The organism is Sphingomonas sp. P3_C6, assembly GCF_056402595.1.
On sequence record NZ_JBFUHB010000001.1, the window covers coordinates 242089 to 264878 of the forward strand.

At 65.4% G+C, this 22790-nt stretch carries 28 protein-coding genes; 15 read left to right on the forward strand and 13 right to left on the reverse strand.

The annotated features are described in order from the left end of the window. Positions 1-83: 83 nt before the first annotated feature. Positions 84-485 carry a response regulator gene (locus tag AC1DT7_RS01115; RefSeq protein ID WP_478033643.1) on the reverse strand — a complete coding sequence of 134 codons (402 nt, stop codon included), beginning with the start codon at positions 483-485 and terminating at the stop codon, positions 84-86. A gap of 38 nt (positions 486-523) precedes the next feature. On the opposite strand from AC1DT7_RS01115, the gene AC1DT7_RS01120 reads away from it, so the two are divergent. The 3 genes from AC1DT7_RS01120 (at position 524) to AC1DT7_RS01130 (ending at position 1969) form a co-directional block, all read left to right on the forward strand. Then, positions 524-796, forward strand: a complete 273-nt coding sequence (locus tag AC1DT7_RS01120) for a DUF3572 family protein (protein ID WP_478033645.1) — start codon at positions 524-526, stop codon at positions 794-796. After that, entirely contained in the window at positions 793-1416 is a 624-nt protein-coding gene (locus AC1DT7_RS01125; protein WP_478033647.1) for an HAD family hydrolase, read from the forward strand. The genes AC1DT7_RS01120 and AC1DT7_RS01125 overlap by 4 nt, the downstream gene beginning before the upstream one ends. A gap of 85 nt (positions 1417-1501) precedes the next feature. Further along, complete coding sequence (locus AC1DT7_RS01130) at positions 1502-1969, forward strand: RidA family protein (RefSeq protein ID WP_478033648.1); 468 nt, start codon at positions 1502-1504, stop codon at positions 1967-1969. An 88-nt stretch (positions 1970-2057) separates the two neighbouring features. Here AC1DT7_RS01130 and AC1DT7_RS01135 read toward each other — a convergent pair whose 3' ends face one another. Beyond that, positions 2058-2936: a LysR family transcriptional regulator gene (locus AC1DT7_RS01135; protein WP_478033649.1), complete on the reverse strand. Its 879-nt coding sequence runs from the start codon at positions 2934-2936 to the stop codon at positions 2058-2060. Between the two features lie 89 nt (positions 2937-3025). On the opposite strand from AC1DT7_RS01135, the gene AC1DT7_RS01140 reads away from it, so the two are divergent. Then, the gene (locus tag AC1DT7_RS01140; RefSeq protein WP_478033650.1) at positions 3026-3976 is read left to right on the forward strand and encodes an NAD-dependent epimerase/dehydratase family protein; all 951 of its coding nucleotides are present in this window, start codon (positions 3026-3028) and stop codon (positions 3974-3976) included. Positions 3977-4137: 161 nt separating this feature from the next. On the opposite strand, the gene AC1DT7_RS01145 is transcribed toward AC1DT7_RS01140, so the two are convergent. Further along, positions 4138-4536 (reverse strand): hypothetical protein, encoded by a 399-nt coding sequence (locus AC1DT7_RS01145; protein WP_478033652.1) that lies wholly within the window; start codon positions 4534-4536, stop codon positions 4138-4140. 62 nt (positions 4537-4598) lie between these two features. After that, positions 4599-4829 (reverse strand): hypothetical protein, encoded by a 231-nt coding sequence (locus AC1DT7_RS01150; RefSeq protein ID WP_478033654.1) that lies wholly within the window; start codon positions 4827-4829, stop codon positions 4599-4601. A gap of 95 nt (positions 4830-4924) precedes the next feature. Between AC1DT7_RS01150 and AC1DT7_RS01155 the strand changes: the two genes are divergently transcribed. After that, positions 4925-6742: an ABCB family ABC transporter ATP-binding protein/permease gene (locus tag AC1DT7_RS01155; protein WP_478033655.1), complete on the forward strand. Its 1818-nt coding sequence runs from the start codon at positions 4925-4927 to the stop codon at positions 6740-6742. 3 nt (positions 6743-6745) lie between these two features. Here AC1DT7_RS01155 and AC1DT7_RS01160 read toward each other — a convergent pair whose 3' ends face one another. After that, positions 6746-7027, reverse strand: a complete 282-nt coding sequence (locus tag AC1DT7_RS01160) for a GNAT family N-acetyltransferase (RefSeq protein ID WP_478033656.1) — start codon at positions 7025-7027, stop codon at positions 6746-6748. A gap of 142 nt (positions 7028-7169) precedes the next feature. On the opposite strand from AC1DT7_RS01160, the gene recQ reads away from it, so the two are divergent. The 7 genes from recQ to AC1DT7_RS01195 all read left to right on the forward strand — a co-directional run bounded on the left by recQ (position 7170) and on the right by AC1DT7_RS01195 (position 12954). Further along, a complete protein-coding gene (gene recQ, locus AC1DT7_RS01165; protein ID WP_478033657.1) occupies positions 7170-8936 on the forward strand; it encodes a DNA helicase RecQ in 1767 nt (588 codons plus the stop codon). Further along, positions 8926-9288 (forward strand): hypothetical protein, encoded by a 363-nt coding sequence (locus AC1DT7_RS01170; protein WP_478033658.1) that lies wholly within the window; start codon positions 8926-8928, stop codon positions 9286-9288. The genes recQ and AC1DT7_RS01170 overlap by 11 nt, the downstream gene beginning before the upstream one ends. Further along, on the forward strand, positions 9285-9713 hold the full coding sequence (locus tag AC1DT7_RS01175) for a protein tyrosine phosphatase family protein (protein WP_478033659.1): 429 nt from the start codon (positions 9285-9287) through the stop codon (positions 9711-9713). Before AC1DT7_RS01170 ends, AC1DT7_RS01175 begins: the two co-directional genes overlap by 4 nt. Next, on the forward strand, positions 9710-10099 hold the full coding sequence (locus AC1DT7_RS01180; RefSeq protein WP_478033661.1) for a hypothetical protein: 390 nt from the start codon (positions 9710-9712) through the stop codon (positions 10097-10099). The genes AC1DT7_RS01175 and AC1DT7_RS01180 overlap by 4 nt, the downstream gene beginning before the upstream one ends. A gap of 9 nt (positions 10100-10108) precedes the next feature. Then, positions 10109-11011, forward strand: coding sequence for a sterol desaturase family protein (locus tag AC1DT7_RS01185; RefSeq protein WP_478033662.1), 903 nt, complete (start codon positions 10109-10111; stop codon positions 11009-11011). 113 nt (positions 11012-11124) lie between these two features. Then, a complete protein-coding gene (locus AC1DT7_RS01190) occupies positions 11125-12714 on the forward strand; it encodes a GMC family oxidoreductase (protein ID WP_478033663.1) in 1590 nt (529 codons plus the stop codon). A gap of 48 nt (positions 12715-12762) precedes the next feature. After that, entirely contained in the window at positions 12763-12954 is a 192-nt protein-coding gene (locus AC1DT7_RS01195) for a hypothetical protein (RefSeq protein WP_478033665.1), read from the forward strand. On the opposite strand, the gene AC1DT7_RS01200 is transcribed toward AC1DT7_RS01195, so the two are convergent. The 8 genes from AC1DT7_RS01200 to AC1DT7_RS01235 all read right to left on the reverse strand — a co-directional run bounded on the left by AC1DT7_RS01200 (position 12948) and on the right by AC1DT7_RS01235 (position 18670). Then, positions 12948-13199: a DUF6959 family protein gene (locus AC1DT7_RS01200; RefSeq protein ID WP_478033666.1), complete on the reverse strand. Its 252-nt coding sequence runs from the start codon at positions 13197-13199 to the stop codon at positions 12948-12950. The genes AC1DT7_RS01195 and AC1DT7_RS01200 overlap by 7 nt on opposite strands. Positions 13200-13374: 175 nt before the next feature. Then, positions 13375-14721 (reverse strand): ammonium transporter, encoded by a 1347-nt coding sequence (locus AC1DT7_RS01205; protein WP_478033668.1) that lies wholly within the window; start codon positions 14719-14721, stop codon positions 13375-13377. A 14-nt stretch (positions 14722-14735) separates the two neighbouring features. After that, positions 14736-15074: a P-II family nitrogen regulator gene (locus AC1DT7_RS01210; RefSeq protein WP_478033669.1), complete on the reverse strand. Its 339-nt coding sequence runs from the start codon at positions 15072-15074 to the stop codon at positions 14736-14738. A gap of 144 nt (positions 15075-15218) precedes the next feature. Further along, a complete protein-coding gene (locus AC1DT7_RS01215; protein ID WP_478033670.1) occupies positions 15219-15422 on the reverse strand; it encodes a putative signal transducing protein in 204 nt (67 codons plus the stop codon). Next, positions 15422-15973, reverse strand: coding sequence for a pyridoxamine 5'-phosphate oxidase family protein (locus AC1DT7_RS01220; RefSeq protein ID WP_478033671.1), 552 nt, complete (start codon positions 15971-15973; stop codon positions 15422-15424). Before AC1DT7_RS01220 ends, AC1DT7_RS01215 begins: the two co-directional genes overlap by 1 nt. Before the next feature lie 42 nt (positions 15974-16015). Next, entirely contained in the window at positions 16016-16948 is a 933-nt protein-coding gene (locus AC1DT7_RS01225; RefSeq protein ID WP_478033673.1) for a DUF5996 family protein, read from the reverse strand. A 38-nt stretch (positions 16949-16986) separates the two neighbouring features. Continuing rightward, complete coding sequence (gene tldD, locus AC1DT7_RS01230) at positions 16987-18417, reverse strand: metalloprotease TldD (RefSeq protein ID WP_478033674.1); 1431 nt, start codon at positions 18415-18417, stop codon at positions 16987-16989. Positions 18418-18436: 19 nt separating this feature from the next. Beyond that, positions 18437-18670, reverse strand: coding sequence for a zinc-finger domain-containing protein (locus AC1DT7_RS01235; RefSeq protein WP_478033676.1), 234 nt, complete (start codon positions 18668-18670; stop codon positions 18437-18439). Positions 18671-18785: 115 nt separating this feature from the next. Here AC1DT7_RS01235 and AC1DT7_RS01240 point away from each other — a divergent pair, with 115 nt between their 5' ends. From AC1DT7_RS01240 to AC1DT7_RS01250, 3 genes are all read left to right on the forward strand, one after another. Continuing rightward, on the forward strand, positions 18786-19709 hold the full coding sequence (locus AC1DT7_RS01240) for an ABC transporter ATP-binding protein (RefSeq protein WP_478033677.1): 924 nt from the start codon (positions 18786-18788) through the stop codon (positions 19707-19709). Positions 19710-19808: 99 nt separating this feature from the next. Further along, entirely contained in the window at positions 19809-21395 is a 1587-nt protein-coding gene (gene nadB / locus AC1DT7_RS01245) for an L-aspartate oxidase (RefSeq protein WP_478033679.1), read from the forward strand. Positions 21396-21665: 270 nt separating this feature from the next. Next, a complete protein-coding gene (locus AC1DT7_RS01250; RefSeq protein ID WP_478033680.1) occupies positions 21666-22736 on the forward strand; it encodes a serine hydrolase in 1071 nt (356 codons plus the stop codon). Positions 22737-22790: the final 54 nt, after the last annotated feature.

The window sequence follows — 22790 nt, forward strand, 5'->3', positions numbered from 1 at the left end:
CGCGAGGGACGCCCTTCGCGGCTTTTTTGCGGTTCTGCCGTGCACGGGCGGCGGAAACGCAGGGCCTCAGCCTTGCCCCGGCCTCAGCCTTGTGCGGCCTCGTCTGCCGGGTCCGGCGATTTCTGCACCAGTCCTGCCACGGCATCGACGAAGCGCAGCAGCGAGATCGGCTTGGACACATAGGCATCGGCCCCCACTGCGCGAATTCGCTCTTCGTCCTCGCGGCCGGCATAGGCGGTCACCGCCATGATCGGGATCGCCTGCAGTGCCGGATCCGCCTTCAACTGGCCGATCAGCTCGAATCCGCTGACATGCGGCAGCTGGATGTCCATCACGATCAAGTCGGGCATGAAGTCGCGGGCGCGCTCGACCGCCTCGCGACCGTCACGGACCGGTTCGGCGGCATATTCATGCGCGCGGAGCAGGTCGCAGAAAAGTTTGAGGTTGAGTTCGTTGTCCTCGACAACGAGCACCTTCTTTGCCACGTCCGCTCGTCCCCATTGTTCCGGATCGCTGATAGGCAATGCGCGCGCCAGAGACAAATCACGATGCCGCAGCCCTTGCGCTGCAGGCGCTCGTCTGGACGCTGGGCGAGCCGTCGCGGGCGGAGCGGCTGCTCGACACGACCGGGCTCGACCCCGCCGAACTGCGGGCCCGGGCGACCGATCCCGCCGTACTGGCCGCCACATTGGTCTTTCTTGAAGCCTATGAGCCCGACCTTGTCGCCTGCGCCGCAGACCTCCAGGTGAAACCCGAGGCGATCGTTGCCGCCCGCCGTGCCCTGGAGTCCGAATGAAGCCCCTGCTGATCTGCGATTGCGATGAAGTGCTGCTGCACATGGTCCGCCATTTTGGCGTGTGGCTGGGCGAGACGCACGATATCGACTTTTCCCCCAACGGTGCCGACTTCGCGACGAGCATGAAGCGCCGCGACGGCACCCCGGCGCCGAGCCGCGAGGAAATGTGGGGAATGCTCGACCAGTTCTTCCCGGCCGAGATGGACCGCCAGACTCTGGTGCCCCATGCCCGCGAGGCGCTGGCGGCGTTGGCCGAGACGGCGGACATCGTCATCCTGACCAACCTGCAGGATATCTGCCGCCAGCCGCGCATCGAGCAACTTGCCAAGTTCGGCATCGAGCACCGGGTCGAATGCAACCAGGGCGGCAAGGGTGGCCCGGTGGCGCGGCTGGTCGCGGAGCATGGCGATCCGGTCACCGTGTTCGTCGACGATCTGGGCGTGCATCACGACTCGGTCGCAAAGCATGCGCCGCAGGTTCACAGGCTGCACATGGTCTCGGAGCCCGCGCTTGCGCCGAACGTGCCCCGGGCGCCCGCTGCGCATGCGCGGATCGACGATTGGCGCGAGGCTGAGGCATGGATCGCGGCGCGGTTTGACGCAGGCCTGCCCGCCGTTTGACCGGGGCCGACTCGCCCTGTCTTGTCGCGGGGGCAGGTTTCCTGCATCGGCAGGGACCATATTTCAGCACCGAAGGGGCGTAGGCATGACCGATCGAATCGACCGAAAGCTGGCGGAGCTCGGCCTTGCCCTTCCCGCACCGGCCGCGCCGGTCGCATCCTATGTTCCGGCCGTCGAATCGAACGGGATGCTCTATGTGTCGGGGCAATTGCCGTTCAGGGACGGCGCGATGATGACCGGGCGACTGGGCGAGGATGTCGAGCTGGCGTTCGGCCAGGAGGCTGCACAACGCTGCGCCCTGATGATCGTCGCGCAGATGAAGGCGGCGCTGGGCGGACTGCACCGTGTCGAACGGATCGTGAAGCTCGGCGTGTTCGTCAATTCTGCGGGCGATTTCACCGATCAGGCCAAGGTGGCGAACGGCGCGTCGGACCTGATGTTCGCGCTGTTCGGCGAACCGGGCCGGCACGCCCGCAGCGCCGTCGGCGTGCCCGTGCTGCCGCTGGGCGTCGCCGTGGAGATCGACGCGATCGTGCAGATCGCCTCGGCGTAGCACTAGTCTGGCAGATTCTTGGGATCGAAAGTTCTGCAGCGTTGGCAGAACGGTTGTGGCCGCTCCGCTCATCGCCTCTACACCGGCGTCACGCAATATAGTCGGTGATGCCCTTCACGAGATGGTCGAAGGTCGCCCTGATTCGCGCAACGCCGCGCATGTCCTCGTGCATCACCACCCAGGTATCGAGATCCAGGTCGAAGGCGTCGGGCATCACGCGCACCAGCGCCGGGTCGCGAGCGGCTAGTGGGATCTGGCAGATGCCGATGCCGATCCCCGCGCGAATCGCGGCAAGCTGGGCAAGGTCGCTATCGCTGCGAAAGATGAAATCCTCACGGCCGATCGCATAGCGCGCCTGAAGCGCGCGCAAGGTGACATTGTCATGCTCGACACCGATGATGCCGATCGCCCTGAGCTCGTCGAACGTCTGTGGTGTACCGTGCGCGGCGAGATAGTCGGCCCGGGCGTGCAGCCCCAGGGGCACCGCGCCGATTCGACGGGCGACCAGCGCATTCTGGGTCGGGCGCACCATGCGGATCGCGATATCGGCCTCGCGCCTCAGCATGTCCTCATTGCGGTTGCTCGGGGACAGCTCGATCACCAGTGCCGGATGCGCCCGGCGCAGCGACGCGAGCATCGGTGGCAGCACCTCGACCGCGATCACCTCGCTGGCCGAGATACGCACCGTGCCGGCAATCTCCCGCGCGCCCGCCGATCCGGCGCGGACGAATGCGTCGGCGGCCATCGCCATCGCCTCGGCATGATCTCGCAGGGCGAGTGCGGCCTCGGTCGGTAACAGCCCGCCAGCCGACCGGGTGAACAGCGGCAGCCCGAGAGCCGCTTCCAGTTCCTCGATCCGACGCCGCACTGTCGGCTGGGCGACGGACAGCGCCCGCGCCGCCGCGGAAAGGCTGCCTTCGCGCAATACGGCAAGGAAGGCGCGCTGTCGTTCCCAGTCGATGCTCATTAGAAATGTATAGGCCGCCTGCACATCTATGACAATTTTCAATGAGGGTGCGCCGCCGCATATCACCAGCATCAGACATGGAGGCGGTGATGATGAACGGAAAGACGGCTTTGGTGCTCGGCGCGACAGGCGGCGTCGGCGGGGAGACAGCGCGCGCGCTGATCGCGCATGGCTGGGTGGTGCGCGGCCTGACCCGGACACCGCGAACGAGCGATGACGGTATCGCGTGGATCACTGGCGACGCGCTCGATCGCGCGGCGGTGCTGCGCGCGGCCGAGGGTGTCTCGGCGATCGTCCATGCGGTGAACCCGCCGGGATATCGCGACTGGGAAAAGCTGGTGATGCCGATGCTCCACAACAGCATCGCGGCGGCGGAGAGCGCAGGCGCGCGGCTGGCACTTCCGGGCACTGTCTACAATTATGATCCGCGCTCGGTGTCTGTGGCGCGGGAAGATACGCCGCAGCGGCCCAACACGAAAAAGGGTGCGTGGCGGGTCGAAATGGAACGCGCGATCGAGGCGGCCTGCGATCGAGGCATGCGCGCGGTGATTCTGCGCGCGGGCGACTTCTTTGGGCCGCGGCCCGGCAATAGCTGGCTATCGCAGGGGCTGGTCACGCCCGGCAAGCCGGTGAAGCGGGTAACGTGTCCGGGATCGCGCGGCGTCGGCCATGCCTGGGCCTATCTGCCCGACGTCGCGGAGACCTTCGCGCGGCTGCTTGATCGCGATGCCGATCTGCCGGCCTTTGCCCGCTATCATTTTGGCGGGGTGTGGGATTCCGACGGCACGGTCATGGTCGATGCGATCCGCGTCGCCACGGGCAATCCGGGTATCAAGACCGGCGGTTTCCCCTGGGCGTTGCTGCCACTGATCGCGCCGTTCAATGCGACGATGCGCGAGATGATCGAGATGCGTCCCTTCTGGCAACATCCGGTTGCGCTGGATAACCGCGCCCTGGTGGCGGTGCTCGGCGAGGAGCCGCATACGCCGCTGGCCGAGGCGATGAAGGTCACGCTTACTGCCCTGGGGTGCCGTCCATAACGCTTTCCCGGGCTCTGACGCAGGGTCGCGAGCCGCACATTGTGGCTCGCGACCTGCTTCCGAGTGGTCACCGCGGATAATCCTGGGGCACTCGAACTTGAAACGCTGCTGCGCGACGAGATTCGCTGGCCGCCGGCGAGCCTGCGCGACATGAGGGTAGGTCAGCCGAGTAACGGTTCGCCCGGATACGGCTTGCGGTGCGCCCGGATACCGAGCACGCCGCCTGCGATCGGCAGCAGGACCGCGCAGGCCTGCATCCAGAGCGGGTGCGGCAAGGAGACGATGTTGACGATGCTGCCTACCAGCACGACGAGGGTTACGATCCACGCAGCCATGCGCCAGTCGCTGATGCGCAGCGCAAGCCAGGCGCCCGCCAGTGCGCCGACGAACCAGCCGCCGGCAACCAGGATTTTCGCGGTGGGCGCCATGCTACCCACCACTGCAGCAAGCGCTGCCGGATCGTCGCTTTCCAGCTCCGGGACCGGATAGAGATAGCCAACGGCCGATACGATCAGCATCGCCACGAGCGCGCCCAGAATGATGCTCAGAATCTTGCGCATTACCCGCCCCGTTTGTCCGGTCGCCCAACCTAGCAGGGGTTGGCGAAACCGGTAAGGCGCTATCAGCCTGCGCGGCGCTGGCGGTCCATCTGGACGAGCTGCGGTCGGTTGGAGCGGCAGGCGGCGCTGATCACCGGATAGTCGATATCGCTGTTGTTCTGGAGCATTGCGGGCATCGCAGCCTGGCATTGCTGGACCGTCGCATAGCGCACCGGCACTACCCGCGCCTCGGCGCATTGAGTCGAGCCGTCGGCGCAGCCCATGATCGCCATGACGAAGTAGAACGGTTCCATGCCTCGGCTCCCAGTCAAGGTATCAATCGACGAAGCGAGACTCTTGTTCCGTGAAATGCTTCCGATTGAGGGCAGGACGCCTATATTGGCTGGCAATGCCCCCCATGTCCGAACCGACCCGTATCGAGCGCCCGCTGATTCCGACGCTCCGCCGCTTCCTGCCCTATCTGTGGCCGGCCGATGCGCCGATGTTGCGGCTGCGCATCGTCGTCGCGTTGCTGCTCGTGCTCGCCTCCAAGCTGGTGCAGGTTTATGGCGCGCCTTTCGCGCTTCAGGGCGCGATCGACGGTATGGGCGCGGGCGACCGGAGCGCGACCACGCTGATCCTGTTGCTGGTGATCGGCTATGCCGCGGCGCGCTTCGGATCGGTGGTGTTCGACAATCTGCGTAATGCGGTGTTCGAGCGCGTCGGGCAGGAAGCGACACGACGGCTGGCAGCCGCGGTGTTCAGGCACCTCCACCGATTATCGCTGCGCTTCCATCTCGAGCGGCGCACCGGCGCCGTCACCAAGGTGGTGGAGCGCGGCACCAAGAGCATCGACACCATGCTCTATTTCCTGCTGTTCAACATCGCGCCGACCGTGCTGGAATTGAGCCTGGTGCTCGGCATCTTCTGGACAAAATTCGGTTTCGGACTGGTCGTCGGCACCTTGGCGATGGTGGCTGGCTATATCGTCTTCACCCGCATCGTCACTGACTGGCGCGCGGCGCTCCGATCCCGGATGAACGATCTCGATACCGGCGCGGTAGCGCATGCGGTGGATTCGCTGCTGAATTTCGAGACGGTCAAATATTTCGGCGCCGAGGAGCGCGAGGCGAAGCGGTATGACGAGGGCATCGCTGCCTACGCCAGTGCGGCGGTGATCAGCGAGAATTCGCTCGCCTGGCTCAACATCGGTCAGGCGCTGATCACCAATCTGATGATGGCAGGCGGCATGGCCCTGGTCGTGTGGGGCTGGAGCGAGGGACGCTATACCGCCGGCAATGTCGTGCTGGTCAGCACCCTGCTCGCCCAGTTGTTCCGGCCGCTCGACCTGCTCGGCATGGTCTATCGTACGATCCGCCAGGGCGTGATCGACATGGGCGCGATGTTCGACCTGATCGACACGCCGTCCGAAGTAACCGATGCGCCGGGCGCCAAACCTTTGGTGGTCGGCGCGGGGCATGTTCGGTTCGAGGATGTGCGCTTCGGCTATGACGAGGGCCAGCCGATCCTGAAGGGCATCGATCTCGACATTCCCGCCGGTCACACGCTGGCGGTGGTCGGGCCGTCGGGCGCGGGCAAATCGACGCTCGCGCGGCTGATGTACCGTTTTTACGACCTGACGGGCGGCCGCATCATGATCGACGGGCAGGATATCGCACAGGTGACGCAGAATTCGCTGCGGGCGGCGATCGGCATCGTTCCCCAGGACACGGTGCTGTTCAACGACACGATCGGCTACAACATCGCCTATGGCCGCGAGGGCGCGACCCAGGACGATATCGAGCGTGCAGCGCGCGGCGCCGCGATAGCCGAGTTCATCGAGCGCCAGCCGCTGGGTTATGAGACCCGGGTCGGCGAGCGCGGGCTGAAGCTGTCGGGTGGCGAGAAGCAGCGCGTCGCGATCGCTCGCACCCTGCTCAAGAACCCGCCGATCCTGATCCTCGACGAAGCGACCAGCGCGCTCGACAGCCGCACCGAGGCCGAGATCCAGGCGACGCTTGAGGATATCGGCCGTGGCCGTTCCACCATCGTCATCGCGCACCGCCTGTCGACCGTGGTCCATGCCGACGAGATCGTCGTGCTCGAGTCCGGTCGGGTGGTCGAGCGTGGCAGCCATGCGACGCTGCTGCGCAGGGACGGGCTCTATGCCGAAATGTGGAATCGCCAGGCACAGGAACGCGAAGAGGGCGCGCTGGCGGCGGAATAGGCGTCAGGCCCCGGCGAGCAGATCCTGCCATTCAGGATGCTGGCCGATATAGGCGCGGACGAAGGAGCATTCCGGCCGCACCTTCAATCCACGCGCGCGGACCTGTTGGAGCGCGCCCTCGACGAGACGGCTGCCGACGCCGGTGCCCTGCAATGAGGGCGGGACGATGGTGTGGGTGAAGGTGATGACATCGCCGTCGAGCGCATATTCGCTGAAGGCGAGATGGCGGTCGACCACAAGCTCGAAGCGGTGATGGTCGGTGTTGTCGCGGACTTCCTCGGTCATACGCCTTCGCTAACAGGAAAGCCCCGGCCGACGCCAGCCAATCAGGCGGGGCAAGGCGAATTTTTGACGAGCGGCAGCCGTCCGCGCGATATATCCCGGCGGGCCGCATGGCTTTTTGATTCAGCGGGGCTATTTGAGCAGCGTGAACGATCCGCTTCCCGTCCTGCAATCCACCTTCGGCTTTCCCGAGTTCCGCGGCGTCCAGCGCCAGGTGGTGGACCGCGTGCTGGCTGCGCAGAACACGCTTGCGGTGATGCCGACGGGCGCCGGCAAGTCGCTCTGCTATCAATTGCCGGCGGTGATGCTCGACGGCACCTGTGTGATCGTGTCCCCGCTGATCGCGCTGATGCACGATCAGTTGCGTGCGGCCGAGGCGATCGGCATTCGTGCCGCGACGCTGACGTCGGTCGATACCAACCAGATGGAGACGATCGCCAAGTTCAGGGCGGGCGAGCTCGACCTGCTCTATGTCGCGCCGGAGCGCGCGTCGGGCGAAGCCTTCCGCAATCTGCTCGGCCAGGCGCCGCTCGCCCTGTTCGCGATCGACGAGGCGCATTGCGTATCCGAATGGGGCCATGATTTCCGCCCCGACTACCGACTGCTGCGGCCGCTGTTCGACCATTTCCCAGACGTGCCCCGGCTTGCGCTGACCGCAACTGCCGATGCGCATACCCGCGCCGATATCCTCGAACAGCTCGGCATTCCGCGCGACGGCATGATCGTCGCTGGCTTCGACAGGCCCAATATCCGCTACATGATCTCCCCGCGCGACAACACCGCGCGGCAGATCGCCGACCTGATCGCCGAGCAGCCCGGCCCGGGCATCGTCTATGCCCAGACGCGCAAGGCGGTCGAGCAGCTCGCCGAGAAGCTGGCGGCGACCGGGCGGGCGGCGCGACCCTATCATGCCGGGCTGGAGCCACATATCCGCGCGCGCAACCAGGCCGATTTCGTCGCATCCGAGGATATGGTGATGGTCGCCACGGTCGCGTTCGGCATGGGCATCGACAAGCCCGATGTGCGCTTCGTCGCGCATGCCGGCATGCCCAAGTCGATCGAGGCCTATTATCAGGAGACCGGCCGCGCCGGGCGTGACGGCGACCCCGCCATCGCGCATCTGTTCTGGGGTGCGGAGGATTTCGCCAAGGCGCGCCAGCGCATCAGCGAGGTTGAGCCGCACCGGCAGGCTGGCGAGCGTACCCGGCTGACGGCACTCGGCGCGCTGGTCGAGACGGCGGGGTGCCGGCGGCGCATCCTGCTCAAGCATTTCGGGGACGACAGCCCGGAGACCTGCGGCAATTGCGACAATTGCCTGAGCCCGCCGCGCGCGGTGAATGCCACCGAGGTCGCGGTCAAATTCCTCTCCGCCGTGTTCCGCACCGGCCAGAGCTTCGGCGTCGGCTATATCGAGAGCATCCTGACCGGCCAGTCGAGCGAGCGCAGCCTGATGAATGGGCATGAGGCGCTGAAGGTGTTCGGCATCGCCTCCAGCCCCGAAGAAGCCATGCTGATCAAGCCGGTGGCGCGGGCGCTGCTGCTGCGCGATGCGCTGCGCGCCAATGATTTCGGCGGGCTCGAATTCGGGCCCGAGGCGCGCGCGATCCTGAAGGGCGAGTCTGAGGTGGCGCTGATCCTGCCGCCCAAGCGCGAACGGCGGCGGCGTGGCGGCGGGAATACCGCAGCGAACCCGACCGGCGATCCGCTGTTCGAGGCGCTGCGCGCCAAGCGCCGCGAGCTGGCACAGGAAGGTGGCGTGCCGCCCTATGTGATCTTCCACGATTCGGTGCTGCGCGAGATGGCCACGACAAGGCCGGCCAACCTCTCCGCGCTCGGGCGGATCTCGGGGGTCGGACAGCGCAAGCTCGAAGCCTATGGCGACAGCTTCCTCGAGGTGATCCATGGCTATTGACGCAAGGCAGGTCGCTACGCGGCTGATGCTGACGACATTGCTGGTGGCGGGTCCCGGCGTGGCGGCAGCGAAACAGCGTGCGCCGAAGCCGCTGACGGAGGCGCAGCTCAAGGCCTATCCCGAGGCACGCGGGCTGCCCGCCGATGTCCAGCAGTTCATCGTCAAACACAGTGACTGCGAGCATTGGGCGGGCGAGGAACCCTATGATGCAGCGCGGCGCCGCGAGATCGATCGGGGCATCGCCGCGTCGTGCAAGGGCCTGGACGCAAGCGCCGTGACTTTGCGCAAACGCTACGCCAAACATCCCAAGATCACCGCGCTGCTGCGCAACTATGAAACGGTAGGGTTATGATCCGACGCATCGACGATTCCATCTCCGTCGCCCCCCAGATCACGCCGGAAGACGTGGCGGAGATCGCCGCGGCGGGCTTCACCGCGATCGTCAACAACCGGCCCGATGATGAGGAAGGCGGCCAGCCCGAGGGCGAGGCGATCCGCGCGGCGACCGAGGCGGCGGGGCTCCGCTACACCGCGATCCCGATCACCCATGCCGGCTTCTCGGGCAACCAGGTCGACGCGATGGTCGCGGCGCTCGAGGCGGCGAACGGGCCGGTGCTCGCCTATTGCCGGTCGGGCACCCGATCCTGCAATCTCTGGGCGCTGGCGCGTGCGAAGATGGGCGACAATCCCGACCGGCTGATGTCCAAAGCCGCGGCGACGGGATATGACCTGACCGGCATTCAGCCCCTGCTCGACACGCTCGCGGGCGGCAGGTGAACTGGGCCCAGCTGGTCGGGTCGATCGCCGCGATCCTGGCCCTGGCCGGGATCGCGCGCTGGCTCCGACTGGGCGAGAGCCGGATCGGCAGTGTCGCCGAAGCGCGCGAGATCGCCGAGGACATGCTCGTCGGATTCCGCGCCCATGACGCGCTGGTCAGCCTTGACGGCGGCGCGGCGATCGTCGCGGGCAACGGCGCGATCGCGGTGCTCAAGCGGCACGGAGCGCGAGTCGTCGCGCGCCGGCTGCTCCCGCCGCTGGCACTGGGCGTTGCAGTGGAGGGCGTGACCGTCCGGACCGGGGAGCGGCTATTCGGCGACGTGACCCTGCTCGGCGTGCTGGAAGCCGATGTCCGTGGGCTGGAAGCGTCGCTGACAAGAGTGTAAGCAGGCGGCATGACGCTGCCGAATCCAGTCGATTATGCCGTGCCCGCCTTCGTATTGCTGGTGCTGGCAGAGATGCTGGTCGCCTGGGCGAAGGACCGCAAACGATATGAGCCGAAGGACACGCTGACCTCGCTCGCGCTCGGCACGGGCAGTACCGTGGCGGGCGTGCTGACCGGCGGTTTCGTCTACACGCTGGCGGTGTGGCTGTCGCAGTACCGGCTCTTCGACATCGGCTATGCCTGGTACTGGTTCGTGCTGTGCTTCGTGATCGACGATTTCGCTTATTATCTGTTCCACCGGTCGGCGCACCGGGTGCGGTGGTTCTGGGCCAGCCACGTCATCCACCATTCGAGCCAGCATTATAATCTGTCGACCGCGCTTCGGCAGACCTGGACAGGCTTCATCTCCATCGCCTTCATCTTCCGACTGCCGCTGTTCCTGGTCGGTTTCCCCCCGGCGATGGTGTTCTTCGTCGGCGGCATCAACCTGATCTATCAGTTCTGGATCCATACCGAGGTGATCCACCGCATGCCGCGCTGGTTCGAGGCGGTGATGAACACGCCATCGCACCACCGCGTCCATCACGCGACCAACCCGCGCTATCTCGACAAGAATTATGCCGGCGTGTTCATCGTGTGGGACAAATGGCTCGGCACCTTTGAGCCGGAGCGCGACGACGACCGGCCGCGTTATGGCATCGTCAAAAATCTGGGCAGCTTCAACCTGATATGGGCAGCGTTCCATGAATGGGTGGGAATCGCGAAGGATGTGTGGGCAGCGCCGGGCTTGCGCGCCAAGCTCGGCTATATCGTGCAGCCGCCGGGCTGGAGCCATGACGGCAGCCGCGACACGTCCGAGACGATCAGGGAGCGCTGGCTCGAGCGGGAGCGCGAACGGGGCGCCGCACCATGATGCCGAAGGCGTGGCGTGAGATGGGACATGCCAGGGACATGCCATTCACCATTGTCGCGCACGGTACGAACGCTAGCGTCGATCGATAAAAACAGCCTTGGGGAGGGTCGCACATGGAAGAAGCCGATATCGTGGTTGTCGGGGGCGGATCGGGCGGCGCGGCGGCGGCCGGCCGGCTGAGCGAGGACGGGCGCTATAAAGTCGCCCTGCTCGAGGCGGGCGGCCGCAACACCGGGTTCCGCACGCGCATCCCCGGGTTCATCGCCTTCCAGACGCCACGGACCAACTGGCAGTTCGAAACGGTGCCCCAGGCAGGACTGAACGGGCGGCGCGGCTATCAGCCACGCGGGCGCGGGCTTGGCGGGTCGAGTGCGATCAACGCGATGCTCTATCTCCGCGGCAACAAATGGGATTACGACAATTGGGCAGCGATGGGCTGCCCCGGCTGGTCCTATGACGAGGTGCTGCCCGTCTTCAAACGCAGCGAAAGCAACGAGCGCGGCGCCGATGCCTGGCATGGCGGGGACGGCCCGATGCATGTCTGCGACCAGTGCGACCCGCATCCGGGATCGATCGAATTCGTCGAAGCGGCGCGGCAGCTGCAGATCCCACTCAACGAGGATTTCAATGGCGCCCGGCAGGACGGTGTCGGCGTCTATCAGGTGACCCAGAAGGGGGGCGAGCGCTGGAGTTCGTCACGCGCCTATATCGAGGGCGCAGTGAAGCGGGCGAACCTCGAAGTGCTGACCGAGGTGACGGCCGAGCGCGTGCTATTCGACGAAGGCCGCGCCTGGGGCGTCGCCTATCTGCAGGACGGCCAGGCCAAGGTGATCCGGGCGCGGCGTGCGGTCGTGCTGGCAGGCGGTGTGTTCGGCACGCCGCAATTGCTGATGCTGTCGGGCATCGGGCCGGGCGGGCATCTGCGCGAACAGGGCGTGGCCGTGCGGATCGACCGGCCAATGGTCGGCGCCAACCTGCAGGACCATGTCGACTACGTCGCCGGGTTTGAGACGAAGGGTACCTATTTCATCGGCCAGTCGCTGAAGGGCACGCTGAAATCGGTCGGTGCTATCCTGCAATGGATGCGCCACCGGCGTGGCGCGATGACCACGCCCTATGCCGAGTCCGGCGGCTTCCTGACGGTCGACCCGGCCTCGCCGGCGCCCGATGTCCAGCTCCATTTCGTGCCGGTGGTGCTCGAGGATCATGGGCGGACCAAGGTGAAGAGCCATGGCTTTTCCTGTCATGTCTGCGTGCTTCGTCCGGAAAGCCACGGTACGGTGCGACTTCAGTCGATCGACGCGCGCGCCGCACCGCTGATCGATCCGGCTTTTCTCAGCGACCAGCGGGACATGGAGCTGATGAAGAAGGGCATCCGGGCGATGTACCGGATCGTGGAGACGCCGCCGATCGCGGATCACAAGGGCCGCGACCGCTATCCGATCGACCTGAACGACGATGATGCGCTGGAGCGACTGATCCGTGCGCGGGCGGACACCATCTATCACCCGGTCGGCACGGCGCGCATGGGATCGGACGACATGGCGGTGTGCGACCCGAAGCTGCGGGTGCGCGGCGTAGAAGGGCTTTATGTCGCCGATGCCTCGATCATGCCCAAGCTGATCTCCGGCAACACCAATGCTCCCTCGATCATGATCGGCGAGCGCTGCGCCGATTTCGTGAAGGCCGATCTGGCGGGCTGACAGGATTCATATGACGCGCGTTCAGCGTTTCGGGTGTAGCGCCGGCCGATGGAAAGAAAGACCCTGAACCGCCTCGGCCTCGCGGCCGCGATCCTGCTCGTGCCCGGCGGCTTCATCCTGGGCGCGACCTTGGCCGCCCAGCGCTATCGCAAGCAACAGGCGGATGCGGGAAGCGACTCGACTCCTGACGAAGTCGAGGACGAAACGACCGCGCATCCCTCAACGATGACTGATCAATAGGGCAGCCGTATGCCCTCCTTCTTCAAAGCAGCCTCATAGCCGTCACGGATGGCGTGCAGTCGTTCGACGATTTCTTCGAAGCAAGCCGCCTGCTCTTCCGGATCGGACTCGGCAATTGTCGTCTCGAGGTCGACGATAAGGCCGTTCAGGCTGTCGCCCTGAAAGACGACGCCCGGAAAATGCCGCTCCGGGAGCTGCACCACCGCATAATTGTGGGGAGGCGTCAGCAGGCGCGCCGTGTTCATGCAACTTCTCCAGGTCCGGGCGTCACGCAGAGTGCGTTGACGCGCGCCGCCCGTCAAACACCGCCCGACGCAAAAAAAGGGCCGGTGCGTTGCCGCACCGGCCTTAGGTCGTCCGCAGGAGGAACGAATTGGGGGGCCGGCCCCTATGCTCGGCTGGATACCGGCCCCGAACTTGTCAGTAGTTGTAGGCGCGCTCGCCATGCTCGCCGACGTCGAGGCCTTCCTGCTCGACTTCGGGAGTGACGCGGCCACCCGTGACTGCCTTGGCGATGAACACGGCGATCGTGGTGCCGATGGCGGCCCAGATGATCGTGGTGCCGACCGCCTGGATCTGCACCAGGAGCTTAGCGCCCATGTCGTAATCGGCTGCGCCCGGGCCGCCGAGCGACGGGGCATAGACGATGGCGGTACCGATTGCGCCGATCATGCCGCCGATGCCGTGCACGCCGAACGCATCGAGCGAGTCGTCATAACCGAGCTTCGGCTTCACCTTGGTGACGAAGATGAAGCAGACGATCGATGCCACCGCGCCGAGCACGATCGCGCCGAAGGGGCCGGAGTTGCCCGCGGCCGGCGTGACGGCGACCAGGCCGGCGATGATGCCGGAGCAGAAGCCGAGGGCCGATGCCTTGTGGCCCGAAACGCGCTCGGCCAGCATCCAGAACAGACCTGCCGAGGCGGTGGCGACGAAGGTGTTGATCATGGCGAGGGCGGCGGAGCCATTGGCTTCGAGCGCCGAACCGGCGTTGAAGCCGAACCAGCCGACCCACAGCAGGCCGGTGCCGACACCGGTGAGCGTCAGCGAGTGCGGTGCCATACGCTCGGTCGGGTAACCGGCGCGCTTGCCGATGATCAGGGCGAAGACCAGCGCCGAGACGCCGGCGTTGATGTGAACGACCGTACCGCCGGCGAAATCGAGCGCGCCGAGCTTGAAGAAATAGCCGCTCGCTGCCCAGACCATGTGGGCAATCGGGAAATAGACGATCGTGAGCCACACCAGGGCGAAAACCATCACCGCCGAGAATTTCACGCGCTCGACGATCGACCCGAGTACCAGCGCGACGGTGATCGCCGCGAAGGTCATCTGGAAGCAGATGAACACATATTCCGGAATGGCGACGCCGGCTGTGAAGGTCGCTGCCACGCTGGTGGAGTCGACACCCTTCAGGAAGAGCTTGTCGAAGTTGGAGACGATGTTGCTGAGACCGCTGGTGTAGTCGGGACCGAAGGCCATGGTGTAGCCCCACATCACCCAGACGAGCATCGCGAGCGCCGCGACCGCACCGATCTGGGTCATGACCGACAGCATGTTCTTGGTGCGGGCGAGGCCGCCATAGAACAGGGCCAGGCCGGGAAGGATCATCATGAGGACGAGGACCGTAGAGGTCATCATCCAGGCGGTGTCGCCCTTGTTGACGGTTGGCGCGGCGGGTGCTGCAGCCTGCGCCCAGGCAGGGAGCGCTGCGAAAGCCGCGGTTCCGATGAGGCCGGCGACGCCGGCGTATTTCAATGCATGCTTCATCACTGCCCCCTTACTCACAGCGCGGTTTCATCGGTTTCGCCGGTGCGGATGCGCACCGCTTGACCGACATCGAGAACGAAGATCTTGCCGTCGCCGATCGCGCCGGTGTTCGCCGAGGCCTGAACCGCCTCGACCACCTTGCCCGCCAGGTCGGACGAGCAGACGATCTCGATCTTGATCTTAGGCACCATGTTGGTGCTGTACTCGGCCCCCCGATAGATCTCGGTCTGGCCCTTCTGTCGGCCAAAGCCCTTCACTTCCGTCACGGTCATGCCCGCGACGCCGATCTCGGTAAGGGCCTCGCGGACCTCGTCGAGCTTGAATGGCTTGATGATGGCAATGATGAGTTTCACCGGCGCCCCCTTTTGAGAATTGTCCCGGGGGTCATTCAGCAATGGTCGTGCCAGAGTCGAAAACACGCGTTTCCGCGCGCTTTTCCGCAATGAAATATTACGCGGAGGTAAATTTTTGTGCAGCTGCGAACAGCTGCTTAAGAATCAGGCAGTGTCGGACAGGATTTTGCGGGCAGCCGCCAGATCATCGTCATCGACCATCACCCTGACCGGGATGAACAAATAGCTGCCATCGGCAATGCTCGAATTGCCGTCGAGCGCGACCGCATAGATGCCTTCGGAATCGAGCCTGCCAATCACGATATGCGCTTCGTTGCGGTTGAAGCGACCAAGTTCTGCAAGTGCCATTATCGGGCTGACCTGGTTGGATTACGGACGGGCAGGCCGTCGATGCTGTGGGTCCGCCGGGCATATTTTCCGAAGCGCTCTTCGTCGGTAGATTTCGCGTGATATTTGCTGAGCGTCTCTCGCTCGCGCTCGAAGTTCATATGCGGCACGCCCCAGCCGCAACTGGTCTGCACCTGATCGATCGCGATCTCGAAAATCTGGCGCGTGCCGGGGAGCAGGGTGAAATGCGCCGCCAGTTCAGCCCAGCGATCGTCCTGCGGCAGGATCGGCGCGCCGCGGCCATAGAGGCGGAAGATCAACGCCGGGCTTTCGAACGCGCAGAACATGATGGTGATGCGACCGTCGGCGAGCAGGTGCGCGTTGGTCTCGTTGCCCGAGCCAGCGACGTCGAGATAAGCGACCCGCCTGTCATCCAGCACCCGGAAACAATCCATGCCCTTTGGGCTGAGATTGACCCGCGCCCCGAGCGCGGCGGTGGCGACGAAGAAGATCGGCTGGCGCGCGATAAAGGCGCGGTGGTCGTCGGTAAGCGCGTCGAAGAACTCGGCCATGGGGTCTCCATACCCCTCCCCGTGAAAGGAGGCGGGAAGTTTTTAGACCTGGCGCGGCACCCGGGGGCGGCCGAGCGGGCATTCGAGCGCATCGCGGTCCCAGGCGCCGAGATCGGCGGCGGCATCATAGGTCGACCGGCAAAAGGCGAGCAGCGCCGCATCGGGATCGGCCGCGGTGCGGACGGCTTCGTAGGACAGGAGGAATTCCCCCATCTCGCTGCTGTAACTCGCCTCGGCCGGCGCGACCTTCGCATCGGCATAACCGGGCGGCGCCGGATAGGCATAGGCGTAGAAGGAGGCATGCGGATACGCATCGCTGCCGGGCCAGAAGCCGACACTCGATTCCTCATGGCTGTACGCCTCGCACGTCACATCGTCGGGCAGGCCCGGAAGGCCCCCGGGATGGCGCGGGGCCGACCGGCCGGAGAAGCGGGTCGAGGCAAGATCGAAGCTGCCCCAGAAGAAATGGGTCGGGCTGGCCTTACCGAGAAAGCCGGTGCGGAACTGGCCGAACACCCGCTCAGCCTGGATCAGCGCGCGCCAGAAGCGGCGGGCGGCGTCGGCATCATAAGGACGGTCCTGATGATCTTCAGCGAACGGCAGCACGCCGGGCATCTCGCTTGGCGTGCCGTCGAACGCGGTCGCGATGCCGAGTTCGGCCAGCACCTCGACCACCTCGGCGTGGAAACCGGCGATGCTGCCTGGCGCGAGCGGAATGGCCTTCACCCCGCCATCGCTGGTGGCGAAGACAACCGCCTCGTCGATCAGATCGAAATCGATCTGCAGGATGCGGTCGCCGCACGGAATGGCCGAAGTGCCGAGCCCGCGCGCGGTGACATAAAGCGGGACGTGCCAGCTATGGTTGAGCCACGGCGTCAGCGCGAGGCGAACCTTGCCCACGATCTGGCTACGAAGCTGAAGGCCGATCGCGGTTTCGCGCCAGGACGGCCAGTCGAGTTCGGGCCAGGTGGCCATTGTACGCTCCTTTTTCCCTCTCCCCACGGCAGGGAAAATCAGACGGCGGTGCCACCCACCGTCAGCCCGCTGACCAGCAGCGTCGGCTGGCCGACGCCGGCGGGCACGCTCTGACCGCCCTTGCCGCACATGCCGACGCCCTCGTCGAGCGCGAAATCATTACCGATGCCGGTGACCTTGGTCAGCACGCTCGGACCGTCGCCGATGAGGGTCGCGCCCTTGATCGGGGCGCCGAGCTTGCCGTTCTCGACCTTGTACGCCTCGGTGCAGGAGAAGACGAACTTGCCCGAGACGATGTCGACCTGGCCGCCGCCGAAGCTCTTGGCGAAGATACCGTTCTTCATGCGGCTGAGCAGCTCGGCCGGATCATCGTTGCCGGCCCGCATGAAGGTATTAGTCATGCGGGGCATCGGCGCATGGGCGAAGCTTTCCCGCCGGCCGTTTCCGGTCGGCGCGACGCCCATCAGGCGCGCATTGAGCCGGTCCTGGATATAGCCCCGCAGAATGCCGTCCTCGATCAGGATATTCTCCTGGGTCGGTGTGCCTTCGTCGTCGATGGAGAGCGAGCCGCGTCGGTCGGCGATCGAGCCATCGTCGACCACCGTCACGCCGGGTGCCGCGACGCGCTCACCGATGCGGCCGGAAAAGGCGCTGGTACCCTTGCGGTTAAAATCGCCTTCGAGGCCGTGGCCGATCGCTTCGTGCAGCAGGATGCCGGGCCAGCCCGGGCCGAGCAGCACGGTCATCTCGCCGGCGGGTGCCGCGACCGAATCGAGATTGACCACTGCCTGGGCCAGCGCCTCATCGATCGCGCGGTTCCACGTCTCGGGCTGCATCAGCGTGTCGTAGAGATAGCGGCCACCAAGGCCGAAACTGCCGGTCTCCCGACGGCCATTCTGCTCGACCACGATCGAGACGTTGAGGCGGACCAGCGGGCGGATATCGGTCGCGACGAAGCCGTCGGCCCGGACGATCTCGACCACGCTCCAGGTGCCCGACAGCGAGACGGAGACCTGCGCCACGCGCGGATCGCGGGCGCGAGCCGCCGCGTCGATCGTCTGGCAGAGATTCACCTTGTCGGCGAAGGGAATGAGATCGAGCGGATCGGCATCGGTATAAAGGTGACGGTTGGTCGCCCGCGGCGGCGGGGCCTTGGCCGCGGCGGAAGGGTCGATCAGCGCCATCGTCTCGGCCGCGCGTCCGATCGCGGCGGCGCTCAGCTCGTTAGCATGGGCGAAGGCGGTCGTCTCGCCCGACACGGCGCGCAGGCCGAAGCCCGAATGCGTATCGTAGCTGGCGGTCTTCAGCCGGCCGTCGTCGAAGCCGAACGCTTCCGACTTGCGATATTGGAGATAAAGCTCCCCGTCATCGGCCTTGGCAAGCGCCGACGCGGTGAGGCGCTGCGCCTCAGCGGGATCGAGCTGGCCATCATGATAGAGGAACGAGCGGGGGTCTGAGAGGCTGGTCATGTCCCGCAATATAAGAGCGTTAGACGCTCGCGCCAGCCGGATGATCGGGAAGAGTCGATTGATCGACCCCGTCGGCCGGTCCGCCGATCAGCACGAAGCGCCGGTCGCAATAGCCGCAATCGACATAGCCGAGCTCGTCGATCTGCAGGAACACGCGCGGATGGCCGAGCGCGGCACCGCCTGGAATGTCGGTCGCGCCGTCACAGGCGACGCGGCGATGGGAGACGCGGAGGGTTTCGGGCGGTGCGATCATGAGGCGGCGCGATAGCAAGGTGGGGCGAGTCGGGCAATTCTTCCTTTCCTCCTCTCTCGCTTGCAGGAGGGGTTGGGGGATGACCGGCGCGAAGTCGCACGCTATGCGCTCGCGTATGACCGAAGCCGCCATCGTCATCGACTCGCTGTGCAAGACCTATAAGGGCGGCAAGCGCGCCCTGGACGATGTGTCGTTCGAGGTACCGCGCGGGCAGATCTTCGGGCTGCTCGGGCCGAACGGCGCGGGCAAGTCGACGCTGATCAACATCCTGGCGGGGCTGGTCAACAAGACCGAGGGCAAGGCCTCGATCTGGGGCTTCGACATCGACCAGCATCCGCGCAATGCCAAGGCGTCGATCGGCATCGTCAACCAGGAGATCCTGTTCGATCCGTTCTTCACGCCGTTCGAGACGCTTGAGATCCAGGCTGGGCTGTACGGCGTGCCCAAGGCGAAGCGGCGCTCGATGGAGCTGCTCCGCGCGGTGCATCTGGAAGACAAGGCCAATGCCTATGCCCGCACCCTGTCGGGCGGCATGAAGCGGCGGCTGATGGTGGCCAAGGCGATGGTCCATACCCCGCCGGTGCTGGTGCTCGACGAGCCGACCGCCGGCGTCGATATCGAGCTTCGCCAGCAGCTCTGGGCCTATGTACGCAGCCTCAACGAGCAGGGCGTGACGGTGGTGCTGACCACCCATTATCTCGAAGAGGCCGAGCAGCTGTGCGACCGGATCGCCATCATCAATCATGGCAAGGTCATCGCCAACGAGCCGACGCGCGAGCTGGTCGGCAAGGCGACCGAGAAGCTTGTCGAGGTCACGGTCGACCGTGACGTCGTGACGCCACCCCAGTCGGCCCGTTTCCAGAAGATAGAGCTGAAGGGCAGCCGTGTGCTCGCTATCACCTACGCCAAGGACAAGGTGAATGCGGGTGAAGTGCTGGCAGCGGTACAGGCCGACGGTTACGGTATTGTCGACGTTTCGACCCGCGAAGCCGACCTCGAAGACGTGTTCCTGAACCTGACGCGAGCATCCAACGGATAAGCTTCCGTTCGTGCCGAGCTTGTCGAAGCACCGTTGTTTCTTCTAACGCAGGCGAAGAAGGACAGGGCTTCGGCGAGCTCAGCCCGAACGGAGGTTGGGTTGCCCGATCAAAAAACCAGTGATGTCCTGATTATAGGTTCCGGCGCGGCCGGCCTTACTGCGGCGCTCAATCTCGCCGACCGGGTCAAGGTGATGGTGCTTGCCAAGGGCAAACTCAACGAAGGGTCGACGGCTTGGGCGCAGGGCGGGATCGCCGCCGTGCTCGAACCGGGCGACACGTTCGAAAGCCATATCGAGGACACGATGATCGCCGGCGCGGGGCTGAACAACCGCGCAACCGTCGAATTCGTGGTCGAACGCGCGCCCGCCGCGATCCAGCGGCTGGAGGAGTTGGGTGTGCCCTTCGCGACCGAGGGTGACGCGCTTCACCTGACGCGCGAAGGTGGACACAGCCACCGGCGGATCGTGCATGTCGCCGATGCGACAGGCTGGGCCGTGCAGGAAGCGCTCCAGCGCGCGGCCGAAGCGCATCCCAACATCACCCTGGTGCCGGACATGGTCGCGATCGACCTGGCGACCGGGCGGCATGAGGAACGCTATTCGGGGTCGGGCCATGTCTGGGGCGTCTATGCCGTCAACCGGGCGACCGGCCGGGTCGAGCTCTACACCGCACGAGCGACGATCCTGGCGACGGGCGGCGCGGGGCGGACCTATCTCTTCTCCACCGCGCCGCGCGGCGCGACGGGCGACGGCATCGCCATGGCCTGGCGCGCGGGATGCCGCGTATCGAACATGGAATTCATGCAGTTCCACCCGACCTGCCTCTACAATCTCGAGGTCAAGAACTTCCTGATCACCGAGGCGGTGCGGGGCGAGGGCGGGCATCTGCTGATCCCCGACACCGGTTATCGCTTCATGCCCGATTTCGACGAGCGCGCCGAGCTGGCACCGCGCGACATCGTGGCTCGTGCGATCGACCATGAGATCAAGCGGCTCGGTCTCGATTATGTCCATCTCGACATCAGCCATCGCGGGCCCGAGTTCGTGAAGGAGCATTTCCCGAACATCTACGAAAAGCTGCTCGGGCTCGGCATCGACATGACGAAGGACCCGATCCCGGTGGTCCCGGCGCAGCATTATACCTGCGGCGGCGTCGTGATCGACCTCCACGGCAAGACCGACCTGCCCGGCCTGTACGCGGCGGGCGAATGCAGCGAATCCGGATTGCACGGCGCGAACCGCCTCGCGTCCAACTCGTTGCTCGAATGTTTCGTGTTTGGCGAAGCGGCGGCCGACCATATCCTGGAACATTGGGACGAACTGCCCACCCCGCCGCCGATCCGCCCCTGGGACGAGAGCCGGGTCGAGGATTCGGACGAGGAAGTCGTCATCAAGCAAAACTGGACCGAGATCCGGCGCTTCATGTGGAATTATGTCGGCATCGTACGCACGACCAAAAGACTCGAACGCGCGCAGCATCGCATCCGCATGCTCACCGACGAGGTGAACGATTATTACGGGCATTTCCGGGTGACGCCCGACCTGATCGAGCTGCGCAACCTGCTCCAGACAGCCGAGCTGATCGTGCGCTCCGCGCTTCACCGCCATGAATCGCGAGGGCTTCATTACACGCTCGACTATCCCAACATGCTGCCTGAGGCGGTCGATACGATCCTGGTGCCTTGACCGGGTAAAGGTCGCCGTAAAACTCCTGAATGGATTCAGATCGCTGCCGTGCGATGCTGCGACGACCGTTTCACCTTGTGCCAGCCGCGGTTCGTCGCAAGCTCGCGCTCCGGGGATTCCTCGTGGAGATTCCGTGTCTAAGGTCGCGAACGGGGCGGGACTTTATTGGTGACACAGATTCTACCATCTGATTTTCCACGGCCGGTATCGGTCATCTTTCTCGCAGCGGCGCTCTGCGCCTGCGGCCATGACACCAGCAGACACCTCGCCGTGATCCCTCCCGCCCGGGTCGCGCCGGGCTATCAGGTCGTTGTCCCCGTTCCCCCGCCGTCGGCGCCCAGGCCGCTGCCACCCAGGGCACCCGAAGGACTGATCGCCAACATCTCGTCGCTCGGCCGGACCTTCAACGGCAAGGTCGGCATCGCAGTGCGCAGCATCGACCAGGGATGGACCGTTTCGAGCAATGGCGAGACGCGGATGCCGCAGCAGAGCGTGAGCAAGCTGTGGGTGGCGATGACCGTGCTCGATTATCGCGACAACGGACGGCTGACGCTCGACGATCCGGTCGTGCTGACCCGTGACGATTTCACCCTGTTCCATCAGCCGATCGCGGCGCTGGTGAAGGGTGACGGTTATCACACCACGATCGGCGAGCTGCTGCGTCGCGCGCTGACGATGAGCGACAATACCTGCAACGACCGGCTGCTGCGCTATGTCGGCGGCCCCGCCTCGGTACGTGATTTCATCCGCCGCAAGGGGCTTGGCGATATTCGCTTCGGCCCTGGCGAGAAGCTGTTGCAGAGCGGCACCGCCGGCCTTGAGTGGAAACCCGAATACGCCTTTGGCAACGCCTTTGCCGTCGCCCGTGCCCGCCTGCCCCAGGCGACGCGGGTCGCCGCATTCGACCGCTATGTCGCCGACCCGATCGACGGTGCGGCGCCGAGCGCGATCGCCGGTGCGCTCGCAAAGCTCAAGACCGGCCAATTGCTGTCGCGGCAATCGACCGATTACCTGATCAGCACGATGGAATCGTCCAAGACCGGCAAGCAGCGCATGCATGGCGCGGTCCCGGGCGACTGGAGCTTCGGCCATAAGACGGGCACCGGGCAGGATCTGGGCGGACGCACCGCCGGCTATAACGACGTCGGCCTACTGATGGCGCCCGACGGCCGCAGCTATGCCGTCGCGATCATGATCGCCGACACGCCCAGACCGATTCCCGCGCGCCAGGCGCTGATGCAGGCGGTGGTGAATGCGGTGGTCGATAGTCATCGCGGGCCGGGCTATTCGGTCGCCAGCGGTAACCGCCCGACCGATGGCACGGTGGTGCCGAACAACTAGGCCCAACAAGCACCGTTGGAGGCAAGTCGGGCTTGGGGCGGACGCTCCACGCTG